Origin of the sequence: Allostigmatella hybrida, from assembly GCF_020103775.1 — a bacterium.
In the GTDB taxonomy this organism is placed as follows: Bacteria; Myxococcota; Myxococcia; order Myxococcales; family Myxococcaceae; genus Hyalangium; species Hyalangium aurantiaca.
Window position 1 is genome coordinate 388,830 of the sequence record NZ_JAHXBH010000005.1, and the last position, 15,051, is coordinate 403,880.

Sequence of the window (15,051 nt, forward strand, 5' to 3'; positions counted from 1 at the left end):
GTCCCTCCTAATTTTCGGGAGGCGCCGCCGGCGCCTCGAAGTCCATGGGCGGCACCGCCGGGGCGAGGTTCCCCGCCGCGTCGAACACCTCCACGCGCGCCCGGTAGCTCTTCCCATCCTCCAGGGCGAAGGCCCCGCTGCACGGCTCGTGGCCGAGCTGCGCCGTGCCGTTCACCACGGGCACCACGTAGTGCTGCGCCGCGGCCCCCGAGCGCTTGCGCGTCAGCGTCACCACCATGTAGGTGGGGCTCTCTTCCCGCGCGGACAAGGTCAGCCGCAGGTAGCGCGTGGTCCCCTGCTCGGAGCGCCGCGAGAAGCCCTCGGACACCGCCGGGCGCTTGAGCCAAATGGGGGCCGTCTTGTCGGGCCCCTTGCCCGAGAGCCACTCGGGCTGGACCGTGGTGGCCGTGCCGTTGAGGAGCGCCACCGTGCGCGGCAGCACGTCGTCCAGCCGCAGCGTGTAGACCCGGTCCGGCAAGAGCAGCCCTTCCAGCTTGAGCACCACGGTGGCGCGGTTCAGGGTGCTCGTCCACCCGCGCTGCACCCGCGCGCGCACCTCGTGCCCCCCCGTCTGCAGGCGGATCGTCTTGCCTGGCAAGGCCTCCACCAGGGTCCGCGCCGTGCCGACTCCCTCCAGGAGCAGGCGCGTGTTGGTGGGCAGGACGGCCCCCGGCCGGGGAAACAGCTGCACCCCGCCCTCCGCGCAGGCAGCGGAGGCCACCGGGGCCATCAACACCACCAGGAGCAGGAGGAGAAAGGAGTACACGCGCCCCCAGTCTGCGATGGACCGCGCGGAGAGGCCAGCGCTACGCGTCATGAGAACTCCGGCGGAAAGCCGCGGAATGCCGCGAATGAATGTCTGACAAAAGGCACTCGGCATAACGCTTTGGGGCTATCGTGACTAGCGTCCCCCTGTGCACGCCCACGGACGCTGGATGGATACCGGGAAAACCGCACCCTTCGAGCTGGGCCGAGGCGACGACGCCTGTCTGCTGCTGCATGGGTTCACCGGCAGCCCCTGGGAGATGCTCCCCCTGGGCGAGGCCCTGGCGGCCCAGGGCCTGTACGTGAAGGCCCCCCGCCTGCCGGGCCATGGCACCACGCCCGAGGCCCTGCTGGAGGTGAACCACCGCGACTGGGAGCAGGCCGCCGCCGAGGCGCTGCACTCGCTCACGGGCTTCCGCCGGGTGTTCGTCGCGGGACTGTCCATGGGGGCGCTGCTCGCCCTGGGGCTGGCGGCCCAGTTCCCCGAGGTGGTGCGCGGGCTGGTGCTCATCGCCCCCGCGGCGCGCTTCAAGGGGCCGAAGATGGCGCTGCTCAAGGGGCTGCGGCACACGGGCCTGCTGGAGTGGGTGAAGCCCTGGGTGCCCAAGGACAGCACCGACCTGAGCGACCCCGTGGCCCTGGCGGAGGCGCCCATCCTGAAGGCCTTCCCCAGCGCGCGGCTCAACGACTTGTGGACGCTCCAGGAGTCCGCCCAGGTGCTCGCCCCGCGCGTGCGCTGCCCCACCCTGGTGGCGGTGGCCGAGCAGGACCACGTGGTGGACCCCGAGGGCGGGCCGTGGCTGGCCCACCAGCTCACCGGGGCCGCCTCGGTGCGCGTGCTGTCGCTCCAGGAGGGCTACCACATCATCCCCCGGGACCGGGGTGGGCCGCGGCTCGCCCTGGAGGTGGGCGCGTTCCTGCACGCCCTGCGCGGGCGCAACGAGAGCCTGGGCGCGCCGGGGCTAACCGAGGCTTCCTCCGCGCTCTGAGCGCCCGGGGCGGCTAGTGTGCGGCGCCGCGCATGCCCTCCCCTTCGTCCGCCGTCATCGAGCTGAGAGACGTCACCAAGGCCTACTCCGAGGGCGAGGCCACGCGCGAGGTGCTCACCGGCGCGACCCTCACCCTGCACCGGGGTGAGTTCACCGTGCTGCTGGGCCGCAGCGGCTCGGGCAAGTCCACGCTGCTCAACCTCATCAGCGGAATCGATCTGCCCACGCGGGGGCAGGTGCGCGTGGAGGGCAAGGACCTCTCCACCCTGAGCGAGCGGGAGCGGACGCTGCTGCGCCGCGAGCGCATCGGCTTCGTCTTCCAGGCCTTCAACCTGCTGCCCACGCTCACGGTGGAGGAGAACGTGCGGTTGCCGCTGGAGCTGCTCGGCCGCCCGGGCGCCCAGGTGGACGCGCGCGTGAAGGAGCTGCTCGGCCGCGTGGGGCTCGGCGGGCGCGAGCGCAGCTTCCCGGACCGGCTGTCCGGCGGCGAGCAGCAGCGCGTGGCGGTGGCCCGGGCGCTGGCGCACACCCCGCCCCTGCTGCTCGCGGACGAGCCCACCGGCAACCTGGACGAGACGACGGGCCTCCAGGTGCTGGACTTGTTGGAGGAGCTCATCCGCCGGGGCAACGCGTGTGCCCTGGTCGTCTCGCATGACGAGGCGCTGGCGGCCCGGGCCGACCGCACCTTCGTGCTGGAGGCGGGCCGGCTCGTCGAGCGGACGGGGCGGCCATGAGCCGGCGGCTGCTCGCGCGCGCCAGCGCCCGCCACCTGGCAAGCCACCCGTGGCTCACCGCCCTGTCGCTGCTGGGCATCGCGCTGGGCGTGGCGGTGGTGGTCTCCATCGACCTGGCGAGCCACAGCGCGCTCCAGGCCTTCGAGCAGTCCACGGGCACGGTGGCGGGCCAGGCCACGCACCAGCTCACCGGGGGGCCCACGGGCCTGCCCGCATCCTTATATAGCGCGCTGCGGTTGCGCCCCGGCATGCCCCCGTCCGCCCCCGTGGTGGAGGGCCACGTGCGGGCCGCCCAGGGGAACCGCCGCCCCCTCACGCTCCTGGGCGTGGACCCCTTCGCCGAGGAGCCCTTCCGGCCCTACGTGTCGGACCGGCAGGGCACGCAGCTCCCCTCGCTCCTCACCGAGCCGGGCACGGTGCTGATGACGGCGGAGACGGCGCGGCTGGTGGGCGCGCCCGCGCCGGGGGCCTCCTTCCAGGTGGCGGTGGGCGGACAGCTCCGGACGCTGCGCGTGCTCGGCTTCCTCACCCCTTCCGATGCGCGCACCCGCCGGGCCCTGGAGGGGCTGCTCCTGGCCGATGTGTCCACCGCCCAGGAGGTGCTCGGCCTCACCGGGCGCCTGTCCCGCATCGACTTGAAGCTCGGGGACGAGGCGGAGGTGGCCCAGGTGCGGCAGGCGCTCCCACCGGGCGTGGAGCTGCTGCGCGCCGCCTCGCGCGGCAACACCGTGGAGCAGATGACGCGGGCCTTCCGCACCAACCTCACCGCGCTGTCCCTGCTGGCGCTCGTGGTGGGCATGTTCCTCATCTACAACACGATGACCTTCTCGGTGGTGCAGCGGCGCGGGCTGCTCGGGCGGCTGCGGGCCCTGGGCATCACCCGGGGGGAGCTGTTCGCCCTGGTGCTCGGCGAGGCCGCGCTGCTCGGCGCGGTGGGCACCGTGGCGGGGCTCCTGCTGGGGGTGCTGCTGGGCCGGGGGCTCGTGGGGCTCGTCACGCAGACCCTCAACGACTTGTACTTCGTGGTGAGCGTGCGCCGGCTGTCGCTGGAGCCGCTGATGTTCGCCAAGGGCGTGGCGCTGGGGCTGGGGGCCACCCTGGGCGCGGCGCTCGTGCCCGCGTGGGAGGCCGCGCGCTCGCCCCCGGTCACCACGATGCGCCGCTCCGCCTCGGAGGACCTCGCCCAGGGCCGCGCGCCGAGGCTCGCCCTCCTGGGGCTGCTCGTGCTGGGCGGGGGCGCGGGGCTCCTGGTGCTGCCCACCCAGGCGCTGCCGCCGGCGTACGTGGGCCTGTTCTGCGTGCAGCTCGGCGCGGCGCTGCTCGTGCCGTGGACGACCGGGAAGCTGGTGCTCGGCGCGGCCCACCCGCTGGGCGCGGTGTTCGGAATGCTGGGGCGCATGGCGGCGCGCGGCGTGCGCACCAGCCTGAGCCGCACCTCCGTGGCGCTGGCGGCGCTGATGATCGCCGTGTCCACCACCGTGGGCGTGGGCCTCATGGTGGCCAGCTTCCGGGGCACGGTGGCCGAGTGGCTGGAGTCCTCGCTCCAGGCGGACATCTACGCCTCCCCGCCCTCGCTCATGGCCCGGCGCGGGGACAGCGCCTTCGTCCCGGGCCTCGCCGAGCACCTGGCCGGGACGCCGGGCGTGGCGGCCAGCTCCACCCTCCGCTCGGTGAAGGTGGACGTGGACGGCGTCCCCACGGACCTGACGGCCATCGGCTTTCCGCCGGGCCTCCCGCGCGCCTACCGCTTCAAGGAGGGCGACGCGGACACGGTGTGGCGCGAGCTGGAGGCCCCGGACACGCTTATCGTCTCCGAGCCCTTGAGCGTGCACCGCAACGTGCACCGGGGCAGCACGGTGCGGCTGCGCACGGACCGGGGGCCGCGCGACTTCCAGGTGCGCGGCGTGTACTACGACTTCGGCTCGGACGTGGGCGCGGTGCTGATGACGCGCACCACCTATGAGGCCGCCTTCGAGGACCGGGGCGTGACGGGCCTGGCGCTCTACGCCGCGCCCGGACAGGACGTGGACGCGCTGGTGGAGCGGGTGCGCGCCCGCGTGGACGACCGGCAAACCGTCAACGTGCGCTCCAACCGCGTGCTGCGCGAGGGCTCGCTGGAGGTGTTCGACCGCACCTTCACCATCACCCAGGTGCTGCGGCTGCTCGCGGTGGGGGTGGCCTTCGTGGGCGTGCTCAGCGCGCTGATGGCGCTCCAGCTCGAACGGGCGAGGGAGTTCGCCGTGCTGCGCGCCACCGGGCTGACGCCGGGCCAGCTCTGGGGGCTCGTCTCGCTCCAGACGGGGCTGCTTGGGCTGCTGGCGGGCCTGTTCGCCGTGCCGCTGGGGCTGGCGCTCGCGTACATCCTCGTGCACGTCATCAACCAGCGCTCCTTCGGGTGGACGCTCCAGCTCGCCGTCACCCCGGGGGTGCTGCTCCAGGCGGTGGGGCTGGCGCTGGCGGCCGCGGGGCTCGCGGGCCTGTACCCCGCGTGGCGAATGTCCCGCGCCAACCCGGCGTTGGCCCTTCGGGAGGAGTAGGCCATGCAGCGTGGCGGCAAGGGGCTCGTGCTGGGGGTGGGGGCGGTGCTGGCCGTGCTGGCCGTGGGGGTGTTCCTCGTCACGCGCGAGCCGCCCGCGCCGCCGGCGGCCCCGGGCCTCACGGTGGCCGCGCTGCTCGGCCGGACGGGTGGCGGGGACGAGGGCTATGCGCGCGCCCTGGAGGTCCGGCCGTTCCACTTCCCCGAGGACCACGGGCCCCACGAAGAATTCCGCACCGAGTGGTGGTACTGGACGGGCAACCTGCAGACGGCGGACGGGCGCGCCTTCGGCTACCAGCTCACGCTGTTCCGCAACGCGCTGGCCCCCACGGCCCCGGAGCGCGCCTCCGAGTGGGGCACGCGCCAGTTCTACATGGGCCACTTCGCGCTGTCGGATATCCATGCGCAGCGCTTCCACGTCTTCGAGCGGTTCAACCGCGCGGCGCTGGGGCTCGCGGGCGCGCAGACGCAGCCCTTCCGGGTGTGGCTGGAGGACTGGGAGGTGCGGGCCGTGAAGGACGGAGCGCTGCCCATGCGCTTGGTGGCGGCGGCGCAAGGCGTGGGCCTGTCGCTGGAGCTGGAGGAGGGCAAGCCGCCCGTGCTCCAGGGCAACCAGGGGCTGAGCCAGAAGGGCGGCGGCGAGGGCTCCTCCTATTACTACTCGCTCACGCGCATGCCCTCGCGCGGCACGGTGACGGTGGAGGGGCAAACGCACGCGGTGACGGGCGCGAGCTGGATGGACCGCGAGTGGAGCACCGTGGGGCTCGATGCCTCGCAGATTGGCTGGGACTGGTTCGCCCTCCAGCTCTCGGACAGCACCGAGCTCATGTACTACCAGTTGCGCCAGCGCGACGGCGTGGTGGCCCCGCGCAGCGCGGGCTCCTTCGTGCCGCCGCAGGGCGCCGCCGTGCAGTTGAAGCGCGAGGACGTGAGGCTCGAGGTGCGCGGCACGTGGAAGAGTCCGCGCAGCGGCGTGACGTATCCTTCGCGCTGGCACCTCGCGGTGCCCTCGCAGCAGCTCGAGCTCGACATCCTCCCGGCCCAGGCGGATCAGGAGCTGCCCGTCGTCGTCCTCTACTGGGAGGGCGCGGTGACGCTCACCGGCACCCGCGCGGGCCAGCCGGTGACGGGCCGGGGCTACGTGGAGCTGACGGGCTACGGGGATGTGCCCGAGGCCTCGGCTTCCCGGCCCCCTTGAAAGGACGATGATCCGCGCGCACGCGGCCACCCAACGCTCCCAGGAACCGTGGGTTGACGCCTCCGGACGTGGTTGCTAAGTGCCTCCTTATCACCCTCTTGGTCCAAGGAGAGACGATGCACGGACTGGCCCAGAACCCGCTCACGGTGCTCATCGTGCAGCTCATCGTCATCATTGGACTCTCCCGGCTCATTGGGAAGGTGACACGCTGGCTGGGCCAACCGCTCGTCATCGCGGAAGTCGTCGCGGGCGTGATGCTGGGCCCCTCGCTGCTGGGCTGGCTGGCGCCGGATCTGATGCACAGCCTGTTCCCGGACAGCTCGCTGCCGGTGCTGAAGATGCTCAGCCAGGTGGGGCTCATCCTCTTCATGTTCCTCATCGGGCTGGAGCTGGATCTGAAGCTGCTCCAGGGGCGGGGCCACAGCTCGGTGGCCATCAGCCACTCCAGCATCATCGCCCCGTTCGTCCTGGGCGCGGGCGCCAGCGCCCTGTGGCTCTACCGCGCCCTGTCGTCGCCCGAGGTGCCCTTCCTGTCGTTCGTGCTCTTCATGGGCGTGGCGATGAGCATCACCGCCTTCCCGGTGCTGGCGCGCATCCTCAGCGAGCGGGGGCTGCTCCAGTCGCGGGTGGGCGTCATCAGCATCACCTGCGCGGCGGTGGATGACGTGACGGCGTGGTGCCTGCTCGCCTTCGTGGTGTCCATCGTCCGGGCCTCGAGCCTCACGGACGCGGGCATCACCACCCTGCTGGCGCTGCTCTACATCGTCTTCATGCTGCTGGTGGTGCGGCCGTTCCTCGCGCGGCTGGGCGCGCGCGTGGCCAGCAAGGACGGGCTCACCCAGAACGTCGTGGCGGGCACGCTGGTGCTGCTGCTGGCCTCCAGCTGGGCCACGGAGCTCATCGGCATCCACGCGCTGTTCGGCGCCTTCCTCTTCGGCGCCGTCATCCCCAAGGAGGGCGGGCTCGCCGATGCGCTGGCGGAGCGGCTCGAGGACGTGGCGGTGGTGCTGCTCTTGCCCGTCTTCTTCGCCTACAGCGGCCTGCGCACGCAGGTGGGCCTGCTCAACAGCGTGGATGCGTGGGCCATGTGCGGGCTCATCATCCTGCTGGCCTGCCTGGGCAAGTTCGGCGGCAGCACGGTGGCGGCGCGGCTCACGGGCCTGCGCTGGCGCGAGGCCAGCGCCGTGGGCGTGCTGATGAACACCCGCGGGTTGATGGAGCTCATCGTGCTCAACATCGGCCTGGACCTGGGCGTCATCTCCCCCACCCTCTTCACCATGATGGTGGTGATGGCGCTGGTGACGACGTTCATCACCTCGCCGCTGCTCAACTGGATCTACCCCACCGAGGAGCTCGCCCGGGACAAGATGGAGCTGACGCCGGTGACGGCCGGCCCCGCGCCCTTCACCGTGCTGATGTGCGTCTCCCACGGCCAGGCGGGCCCCGGCATGGCGGCCCTGGGGCGGGCACTCACTGGCGGCAGCGCCGCGGAGAACGCCCAGCTCTACGCCCTGCACCTCATCTCCGCCGATCGCTCCAGCATGCACCGGCTGCACGAGCCGCGGCCCCCGGACGAGGGCGCGCTCGCGCCGCTGCTCTCCAGCGCCAAGCGCCTGGAGCTGGCGGTGCGCTCGCTGTCGTTCGTCTCCTCGGAGCCCGCTGCGGACATCTGCCGCACCGCCGAGGCCAAGCGCGCGGACCTGGTGCTGCTCGGCTGGCACAAGCCGCTGTTCAGCCGGACGATGCTGGGAGGCACCGTGCACGAGGTGATGCGCGAGGCCACCACGAGCGTGGCGGTGCTGGTGGACCGCGGCCTGTCCGAGACGAAGCGGGTGCTGGTGCCCTTCGTCGGCAGCCAGAATGACCGGCAGGCGCTGGCGCTGGCGCGGCGCATCCTGCGGCACACGGGCGCCGAGGTGACGGTGCTGCACGTCACCGCGCCGGGCAGCGCCTCCCAGGGCCCCCGGGGCCGCGCGCTGGTGGAGGAACTCTTCCCCCAGGAGCTGGGCCAGGTGCGCTTCAAGGTCGTGGAGAGCGACTCGCCCGAGGAGGCGGCGCTGGCCGAGGCCTCGCAGGGCTACGACTTGACGGTGATTGGCGCCGGCTCCGAGTGGGGCTTGGAGGACCGGCTCTTCGGGCTGTCGCGCGAGCGCATCATCCGCGACGCGCCGGGCTCGCTGCTCATCGTCCGCCACCCGCAGGCGTCGGCCGCCCCGGCGGTGGCCTCCGCGGCGGTGGGCGGCCTGCCCGCCAACGAGGGCGTCTCCTGACATGCACGTCGGGGCCACCCTGAAACTGCTGCGCGTGGAGGCGGGGCTCTCGCTGAGAGATCTCGCCAAGCGCATTGGCGTCTCGAGCGCCTACCTCAGCCGGGTGGAGCACGGACTGGACGCGGTGCCCACCCCGGCGCGCATCTCCGCCATCGCCCGGGAGCTGGACATCCCGCCCACGCTGCTCATGGACGTGGCCCACCGGGTGAGCCCCTTCCTGGCGAGCTACCTGGAGCAGGAGCCCGCCGCCAGCCAGCTCTTCCTGGAGATCGCCCGGCGGCAGCTCAACGGCCAGCAGCTCGCGCGCCTGCGGCAACTCATTCACACGGAGTTTCCCTCGCGGGAGTTCTCCCGGGACGAGCCGCCCGCCACGCTGGCCCCGCTGCTCAGCCCCGAGCGGCTCGTGCTCCAGCTGTCCTGCTCCCGCCTGGACGACGCGCTGGACGTCGCCGCCGGGCGCCTGGCCTCCGCCGTCCCGGGCACGGGCGCGGGGGCGCTGGCGGCCCGGCTGCTGCGGGGCGAGGAGGAGGTCTCCAGCGCCGTGGGCAACGGGGTGGTGGTGCCGAGGGTCGCCCTGGCCGGAGGGCCCGCGGTGGCGGCGCTGGTGACGCTGGCCCGGCCGCTCCAGGCGGAGACGCCGGATGGGCACCCGGTGCGGCTGGTGGTGGCGCTCATGAGCCCGGAGCGGGGGCGGCCCGCCCTCATGCGGCTGGCGCACGTGGCGCGGCTGGCGAGCCAGGGGCTGGCGGACCGGCTCGCCGAAGTCCAGCACCCCCACGAGGTGCTCCAGCACCTCCAAGCGATGGAGCCCCTCTCCTGAAGGCGCGCTACATCTGCTCCAGCTCCTTGCCCTTCGTCTCGCGGATGTAGCGCCAGGCGAAGAACAGCGAGAGCACGGCGGCGGTGGTGTACAGCCCATAGGCCCACCCCAGCCCCACCCCCTTGAGCGAGGGGAAGGTGGCGGACACCGCGAAGTTGGCCACCCACTGCGCCGCGGCGGCGATGGACAGGGCCAGGGCGCGGATCCGGTTGGGGAACATCTCCCCGAGCAGCACCCAGACGACGGGGCCCCACGAGAAGCCGAAGCTGAACACGTAGGCGTTGGCGCAGATGAGCGCCAGCATGCCCCGGGTGCCCTGGAGCACGGGGTTGCCCTGGGCATCCATGCCCGCGGTGCCGAACAGGTAGGCAAGGCCCCCCAGGGTGAGCGCCATGCCGATGGAGCCCGCGAGGAGCAGCGGCTTGCGCCCGAAGCGGTCCACGCAGGCAATGGCGATGACGGTGGTGACGATGTTGGTGAAGCTGGTGATGACGGTGATGGCCAGCGAGTCCTGCTCGGAGAAGCCCACCGCCTGCCACAGCACGCTCGAGTAATAGAAGATGACGTTGATGCCCACGAACTGCTGGAGCATCGCCAGCAGGATGCCCACCCAGACGATGGGCAGCAGCCCAAAGCGGGGCCCGCGCAAGTCCCGGAAGCGCGGCACGCTCTCGGTACGCAGCGAGCGGCGGATCTCCACCACCTTGGAGGGCGCCGAGTTCCCCACGAGGCCGCGCAGCACGGCCAGGGCCTGCGTCTCATTGCCCCGGGCGACCAAGTAGCGCGGGGACTCGGGGATGAAGAAGGCACCGATGCCATAGAGGGCCGCGGCGGGCAGCTCGGACCAGAACATCCAGCGCCAGGCGGGGACGCCGAACCAGAGCGGCTCCGTGGCCGAGCCCGCGCGGGTGGCCAGCGCATAGTCCCCGAGCAGCGCGGCGAAGATGCCGATGACGATGGCGAGCTGCTGCAACGACCCGAGCCGGCCCCGCAGGTGCGCGGGGGCAATCTCGGCGATGTACGCGGGCGCCACCACGCTGGCCACGCCAATCGCCACGCCGCCCACGAGGCGCCAGGCGCTCAAGTCCCACAGGGTGATGCACAGGCCGGAGCCGAGCGAGCTGATGACGAACAGGAGCGAGGCCACCATCATCGTCCGCGCGCGGCCGATCCGGTCCGCCATGGAGCCCGCGAAGAAGGCGCCCACCGCGGAACCCATCAGCGCGGAGGAGACGGCGAGGCCCGTGGCCCAGGGGCTCGCGGCGAAGGTGGACTGCAGCGCGCCCACGGCCCCATTGATGACCGAGGTGTCGAACCCGAAGAGGAACCCACCCAGCGCGGCCACGGCCGCCACCAGGGAAATCTTGGCGGTGGAGACCTGCGGGGGCAGGGCCGAGGCCCCACCGGTTCGGATGTCCGTGATGTGAGCCATGGCCTTGAGCCTCCGGGGCACGCGGCAAGCCGCCCATGAGTTCAAAAGTAGGCATGGCCGCTGGGCACCCGGCGGGCAGGCAGGCAGGCCCCGTCCACCCCGTCAGTCCCAGAAAGGGCCGGGCGCGAAGGGGCCCGGAAGGGCTGTTCCTTCCCCGGTGAGGGCCCACCTTCTAGGGCACTCCCGCTCCGGCCACCGCGCCCATGGGCCGGGAGCCACCCTTCACCGGAGTCACGTCATGGCCATTCTCGGAAACCTGTTGAGCGCCCTGGGTCTCGCCTCTCGCCGGAGCTACGGCTATGGCCGCGGTTCCTCCAGCAACTGGAGCTCCTCCTATGGCCGGGGCTACCGCCGCGCCCCCTCGTCCGGCTTCTTCGGAGGCTCCCTGGGCCGCATGGCCATGGGGGGCGCCGCCGCCTACCTCACGCGCAGCCTGATGAGCCGGCGCCGCGTCTATTGATGCGCGCGGGAAGACGCCTCTCGCGGGGGGACACCTTCCGCGGGGGGCGCCCGTCCTAGGAGGGGTCCTGCAACAGCCGCAGGTGCGCGTGCAGCGTCTCGATGTGCACGTAGAGGAACTGCGAGTCCCCGAAGGCCAGCGCATCCCCGTCGTTGAGCGTCACCTCTTGCTTGGCGCCCAGCGGCACGGCGTTGACGAAGGTGCCGTTCATCGAGCCCGCATCCACCACCGTGCAGCGGTTCTCCTTCGCGTTCCAGCGCAGCATGGCGTGGAGCTTGGAGACGGACGGGTCCGGCACCACCAGCACACAGGTATCCAACCGTCCTACAGTGAAGACCTCCCCATCCCGGCGGGGCTGGAGCAAATGGACTTCCAGGTGGTGGAAGCCCTGGAGCATGGCCAGGAGCCGCTCCACCAGCCGGGTGCGGTGGGCCATGACGACGGTGCGCCCCTCGCCGAGCTGGCGCGCCACCCGCTGGAAGACGGGGTCCGGCGGCTGCTGGATGAGGGCCACCGGCCCGGACGCGGCCCGGAAGGCCTCCAGAGGGGCTTCAGCGAAGGGGCGGAGCTGGTGCACGGACGGCATGGCAGCTCCAGGTTAAACCCTCGAAGCCATCCTGCCCACTCCTCGGCCTCGGCTAAGGTGTCCGGCCATCCGGCAAGGCCCGGAGGAGGACATTCATGGCGAAGGCGAAGCACGTCCTGGCGATCGATCAGGGCACCACCGGCACGCACGTCACCATCCTCGACGCGCGGCTCCAGGTGGTGGGCCGCTCCTACCGCGAGTTCACCCAGCACTTCCCCAAGCCCTCCTGGGTGGAGCACGACCTGGAGGAAATCTGGGCCTCCAGCGAATTCTGCATCGCCCGGGCGCTGCGGGACGCGGGGCTCAAGGGGCAGGACATCGCCGCGGTGGGCATCACCAACCAACGCGAAACGACAGGCCTGTGGCACCGGGGGACGGGCAAGCCGCTGGCGCGCGCCATCGTGTGGCAGGACCGGCGCACCGCGGACATCTGCCAGGGGCTCAAGGCGCGCGGCGTGGAGCCCCGGGTGCGCGAGGTGACGGGGCTGGTGTTGGATCCGTACTTCTCGGGCACGAAGCTCACCTGGCTGTTCGAGCACGTGAAGGGAGCCCGGACGCGCGCGGAGAAGGGCGAGGTGTGCTTCGGCACCATCGACACGTGGCTCGTCTACAAGCTCACCGGGGGCGCGGTGCACGTCACCGACGTGTCCAACGCCAGCCGCACGCTGCTCATGGACCTGCGCTCGCTCACCTGGGATGACGAGCTGCGCGCGCTCCTGGGGGTGCCGGCCGCGTGCCTGCCGCAGATCCGCGGCTCGGCGGAGGTGTACGGCACCACGAAGGGGATGAAGAGCCTGCCGGACGGCATCCCCATCTCGGGCATGGCGGGCGACCAGCAGGCGGCGCTCTTCGGCCAGGCCTGCTTCGAGCCCGGCGAGTCCAAGTGCACCTACGGCACGGGGGCCTTCCTGCTGATGAACACCGGGAGCACGCCGGTGCGCTCCACGGCGGGGCTGCTCACCACGGTGGCGTGGCGCCTGGGCGAGCGCACCAGCTACGCCCTGGAGGGCAGCTCCTTCATCGCGGGCGCGGCGGTCCAGTGGCTGCGCGATGGGCTCAAGGTCATCAAGCGCGCCCCGGACATCGAGGCGCTGGCCGAGAGCGTGAAGGACTCCGGGGACGTCGTCTTCGTGCCGGCGCTGGCGGGGCTGGGCGCGCCGCACTGGCGCCCGGAGGCGCGCGGGCTGTTCGCGGGCATCGACCGCTCCACCACGGTGGCGCACCTGGCGCGCGCGGTGCTGGAGGGCATGGCGCTGCAGATTCATGACCTGGCGGACGCGATGCGACACGACAGCGGCCGGGACATCCCCGCCTTCAAGGTGGACGGGGGCGCGGCGGCCAACAACCTGCTCATGCAGTACCAGGCGGACGTGCTGGGCACGCCGGTGGTGCGCCCGCGCAACCTGGAGACGACGAGCCTGGGCGCGGCGTTCCTGGGCGGCCTGGGCGCGGGGGTGTGGAGCAGCCCCGAGGCCATCCGCCGGGCGTGGAAGGCCGAGCGCACCTTCAAGCCGCGGATGAAGCCCGAGGTGCGCCAGCGGCACCTGGACAAGTGGAAGCGCGCGGTGGAGCGGGCATGAGCCGCGGGCGCCTCCTGGCCCTGCCCGGGGCCCTGGCGCTGCTCGTGGGCCTGCCGGCGTGCCCGGACCCCATCGGCTGCACCACGGCCCCGGCGCCGCAGCCCTCCGTCACGGAGCTGGTGCTGGTGGGAGTGCCCGCGCGCGTGACCGTCCACGCGGCGATGCCGGGATGCGCGCCGGAGGAGACGCCCCCCTCCTCCCTGGTGGTGGAGCTCTCCGGCCCGGACAACCTGCCCGTCCCGGTCCAGAAGGCGTTCGAGCCGGCTAACCCCACCCTGGGTGTCCTCCACTTCACCCCGGAGCAGGCGGGCCGCTACCACCTCTTCGCCGCGTTCGACCCGGTGGGAGGCATCATCCAGGCGGACCTCCACGCGGCCCGGGACCGCTCCGGGGAGACGGCCCCCGTCATGCTGCCGCTCGACTGCGGCACGCTGGAGCGCACCCAGGCCGGCGCCTGGGTCTGCGACGTGCGCGTGCTGCGCGAGGGCGTCCTCGTCCGGGACTTCCCCGGCAGCCGCCTCGCCGTGGCCGGTGAGGTGGTGTGGCGGATGGAGCCCCAGCGGTTCGAGCGCTACATGGACACGGGCACGGAGCTGGTGCTCACCGGGACCTGGCCCCATGCGGAGGGCAAGGTGGAGGCGGTGCTGGCCACGCCGGAGACGCTCGTGGCGCTCCATGGCCAGACGGTCCAGCACGTGGCCTTCGACGGCACGGCGCTCACGGGCGGAGCCCCCACCCGCTGGGGTACGGGCACGGAGCTGCCTTCCGGGCTGGGGCCCAAGGCCCTGCTGATGCGCGCGGGGGACACGCTGGCCATCGCCGCCGGCCGGCCCTTCGGCTCCGGCTCTCCGTTCTCCCACCAGGCCTGCCCCTACACCGTGGTGAACGGCCGCCTCGAGCGCACGGCCTTCGCCTGCACGGGGTTCAACGGGACCGTGGTGGGCTTCGAGCCGGGCGGGCTGTGGGTGGAGGAGTCCTCGAGCACCCAGACCCTGAGCTACTACGAGTGGACGCCCGGGGGGCTCATGCCGCGCGCCACGCTGAGCCTGAACGGGCTGCAGACGTTCTTCACGACGGCCGAGGGGAAGAACACCTCCGTCCCGGTGCTGACCTCCCACCAGAACTTCCCCTCCAGCCTGGACCGCACGCTTCGTCCTCCCCACGCCCTCATGCCGGCATACGACGCCGTGCAGAAACGACTCCTGCTGGAGTACCTGGACTCGGGCATGGTGCTGCCCCAGGCCTCGTCCACCCTGATGTGGGGCAGGAGCACGGTCTTCACCTCCGGAAATCCGCTCACGATGCTGCGCATCCTCTCGCGGCCTCCGGCCCTACCGTAACGCCGTTTCCCCCTTTCCCAGGAGCCCCTGCCATGGCCACCGGCCTCACGCTGTTGACCTCCGAAGCCCTCCAGTCCTTCCTCACCGGCCACCCCGGGTGGACGCACGAGGGGGGCATGCTCCGCCGCACCTACGCGTTCCCGGCGTTCCTCACGGGCATTGCCTTCGTGGAGCGGGTGGGCCAGGCCGCGGAGCGCGCGGACCACCACCCGGACATCGACATCCGCTGGCGCAAGGTGACGCTGGCGCTCGTCACGCACGACGCGGGGGGGCTCACCTCGCGGGACACGAACCTGGCGGCCGAGGCGGACCGCCTCTTCAAGGAGACCACGGGCCAGTAG

General features: G+C 72.4%; 13 protein-coding genes. 10 read left to right on the forward strand and 3 right to left on the reverse strand.

The window, feature by feature from the left end:
* Positions 1-7 precede the first annotated feature (7 nt).
* Complete coding sequence (locus KY661_RS12415) at positions 8-817, reverse strand: hypothetical protein (protein WP_225410406.1); 810 nt, start codon at positions 815-817, stop codon at positions 8-10.
* Positions 818-935: 118 nt separating this feature from the next.
* On the opposite strand from KY661_RS12415, the gene KY661_RS12420 reads away from it, so the two are divergent.
* The 6 genes from KY661_RS12420 to KY661_RS12445 all read left to right on the forward strand — a co-directional run bounded on the left by KY661_RS12420 (position 936) and on the right by KY661_RS12445 (position 9,312).
* Positions 936-1,754: an alpha/beta hydrolase gene (locus KY661_RS12420; protein WP_225410407.1), complete on the forward strand. Its 819-nt coding sequence runs from the start codon at positions 936-938 to the stop codon at positions 1,752-1,754.
* Positions 1,755-1,786: 32 nt separating this feature from the next.
* On the forward strand, positions 1,787-2,488 hold the full coding sequence (locus KY661_RS12425; RefSeq protein ID WP_225410408.1) for an ABC transporter ATP-binding protein: 702 nt from the start codon (positions 1,787-1,789) through the stop codon (positions 2,486-2,488).
* Positions 2,485-5,025 carry an ABC transporter permease gene (locus tag KY661_RS12430; protein ID WP_225410409.1) on the forward strand — a complete coding sequence of 847 codons (2,541 nt, stop codon included), beginning with the start codon at positions 2,485-2,487 and terminating at the stop codon, positions 5,023-5,025. The genes KY661_RS12425 and KY661_RS12430 overlap by 4 nt, the downstream gene beginning before the upstream one ends.
* 3 nt (positions 5,026-5,028) lie before the next feature.
* Complete coding sequence (locus KY661_RS12435) at positions 5,029-6,222, forward strand: lipocalin-like domain-containing protein (protein ID WP_225410410.1); 1,194 nt, start codon at positions 5,029-5,031, stop codon at positions 6,220-6,222.
* Positions 6,223-6,338: 116 nt separating this feature from the next.
* Positions 6,339-8,492: a cation:proton antiporter domain-containing protein gene (locus KY661_RS12440; protein WP_225410411.1), complete on the forward strand. Its 2,154-nt coding sequence runs from the start codon at positions 6,339-6,341 to the stop codon at positions 8,490-8,492.
* A gap of 1 nt (position 8,493) precedes the next feature.
* Positions 8,494-9,312, forward strand: coding sequence for a helix-turn-helix domain-containing protein (locus KY661_RS12445; RefSeq protein ID WP_225410412.1), 819 nt, complete (start codon positions 8,494-8,496; stop codon positions 9,310-9,312).
* 7 nt (positions 9,313-9,319) lie between these two features.
* On the opposite strand, the gene KY661_RS12450 is transcribed toward KY661_RS12445, so the two are convergent.
* Complete coding sequence (locus tag KY661_RS12450; protein ID WP_225410413.1) at positions 9,320-10,744, reverse strand: sugar porter family MFS transporter; 1,425 nt, start codon at positions 10,742-10,744, stop codon at positions 9,320-9,322.
* 238 nt (positions 10,745-10,982) lie between these two features.
* On the opposite strand from KY661_RS12450, the gene KY661_RS12455 reads away from it, so the two are divergent.
* Entirely contained in the window at positions 10,983-11,204 is a 222-nt protein-coding gene (locus KY661_RS12455; RefSeq protein ID WP_225410414.1) for a hypothetical protein, read from the forward strand.
* 55 nt (positions 11,205-11,259) lie between these two features.
* Here KY661_RS12455 and KY661_RS12460 read toward each other — a convergent pair whose 3' ends face one another.
* The gene (locus tag KY661_RS12460; protein ID WP_225410415.1) at positions 11,260-11,790 is read right to left on the reverse strand and encodes an FHA domain-containing protein; all 531 of its coding nucleotides are present in this window, start codon (positions 11,788-11,790) and stop codon (positions 11,260-11,262) included.
* 95 nt (positions 11,791-11,885) lie between these two features.
* Between KY661_RS12460 and glpK the strand changes: the two genes are divergently transcribed.
* The 3 genes from glpK to KY661_RS12475 are packed head-to-tail and all read left to right on the forward strand — an operon-like array spanning position 11,886 to position 15,051.
* Positions 11,886-13,370, forward strand: coding sequence for a glycerol kinase GlpK (glpK, locus tag KY661_RS12465; RefSeq protein ID WP_225410416.1), 1,485 nt, complete (start codon positions 11,886-11,888; stop codon positions 13,368-13,370).
* Entirely contained in the window at positions 13,367-14,710 is a 1,344-nt protein-coding gene (locus KY661_RS12470; RefSeq protein ID WP_225410417.1) for a hypothetical protein, read from the forward strand. Before glpK ends, KY661_RS12470 begins: the two co-directional genes overlap by 4 nt.
* 32 nt (positions 14,711-14,742) lie before the next feature.
* Positions 14,743-15,051, forward strand: a complete 309-nt coding sequence (locus KY661_RS12475) for a 4a-hydroxytetrahydrobiopterin dehydratase (protein ID WP_225410418.1) — start codon at positions 14,743-14,745, stop codon at positions 15,049-15,051.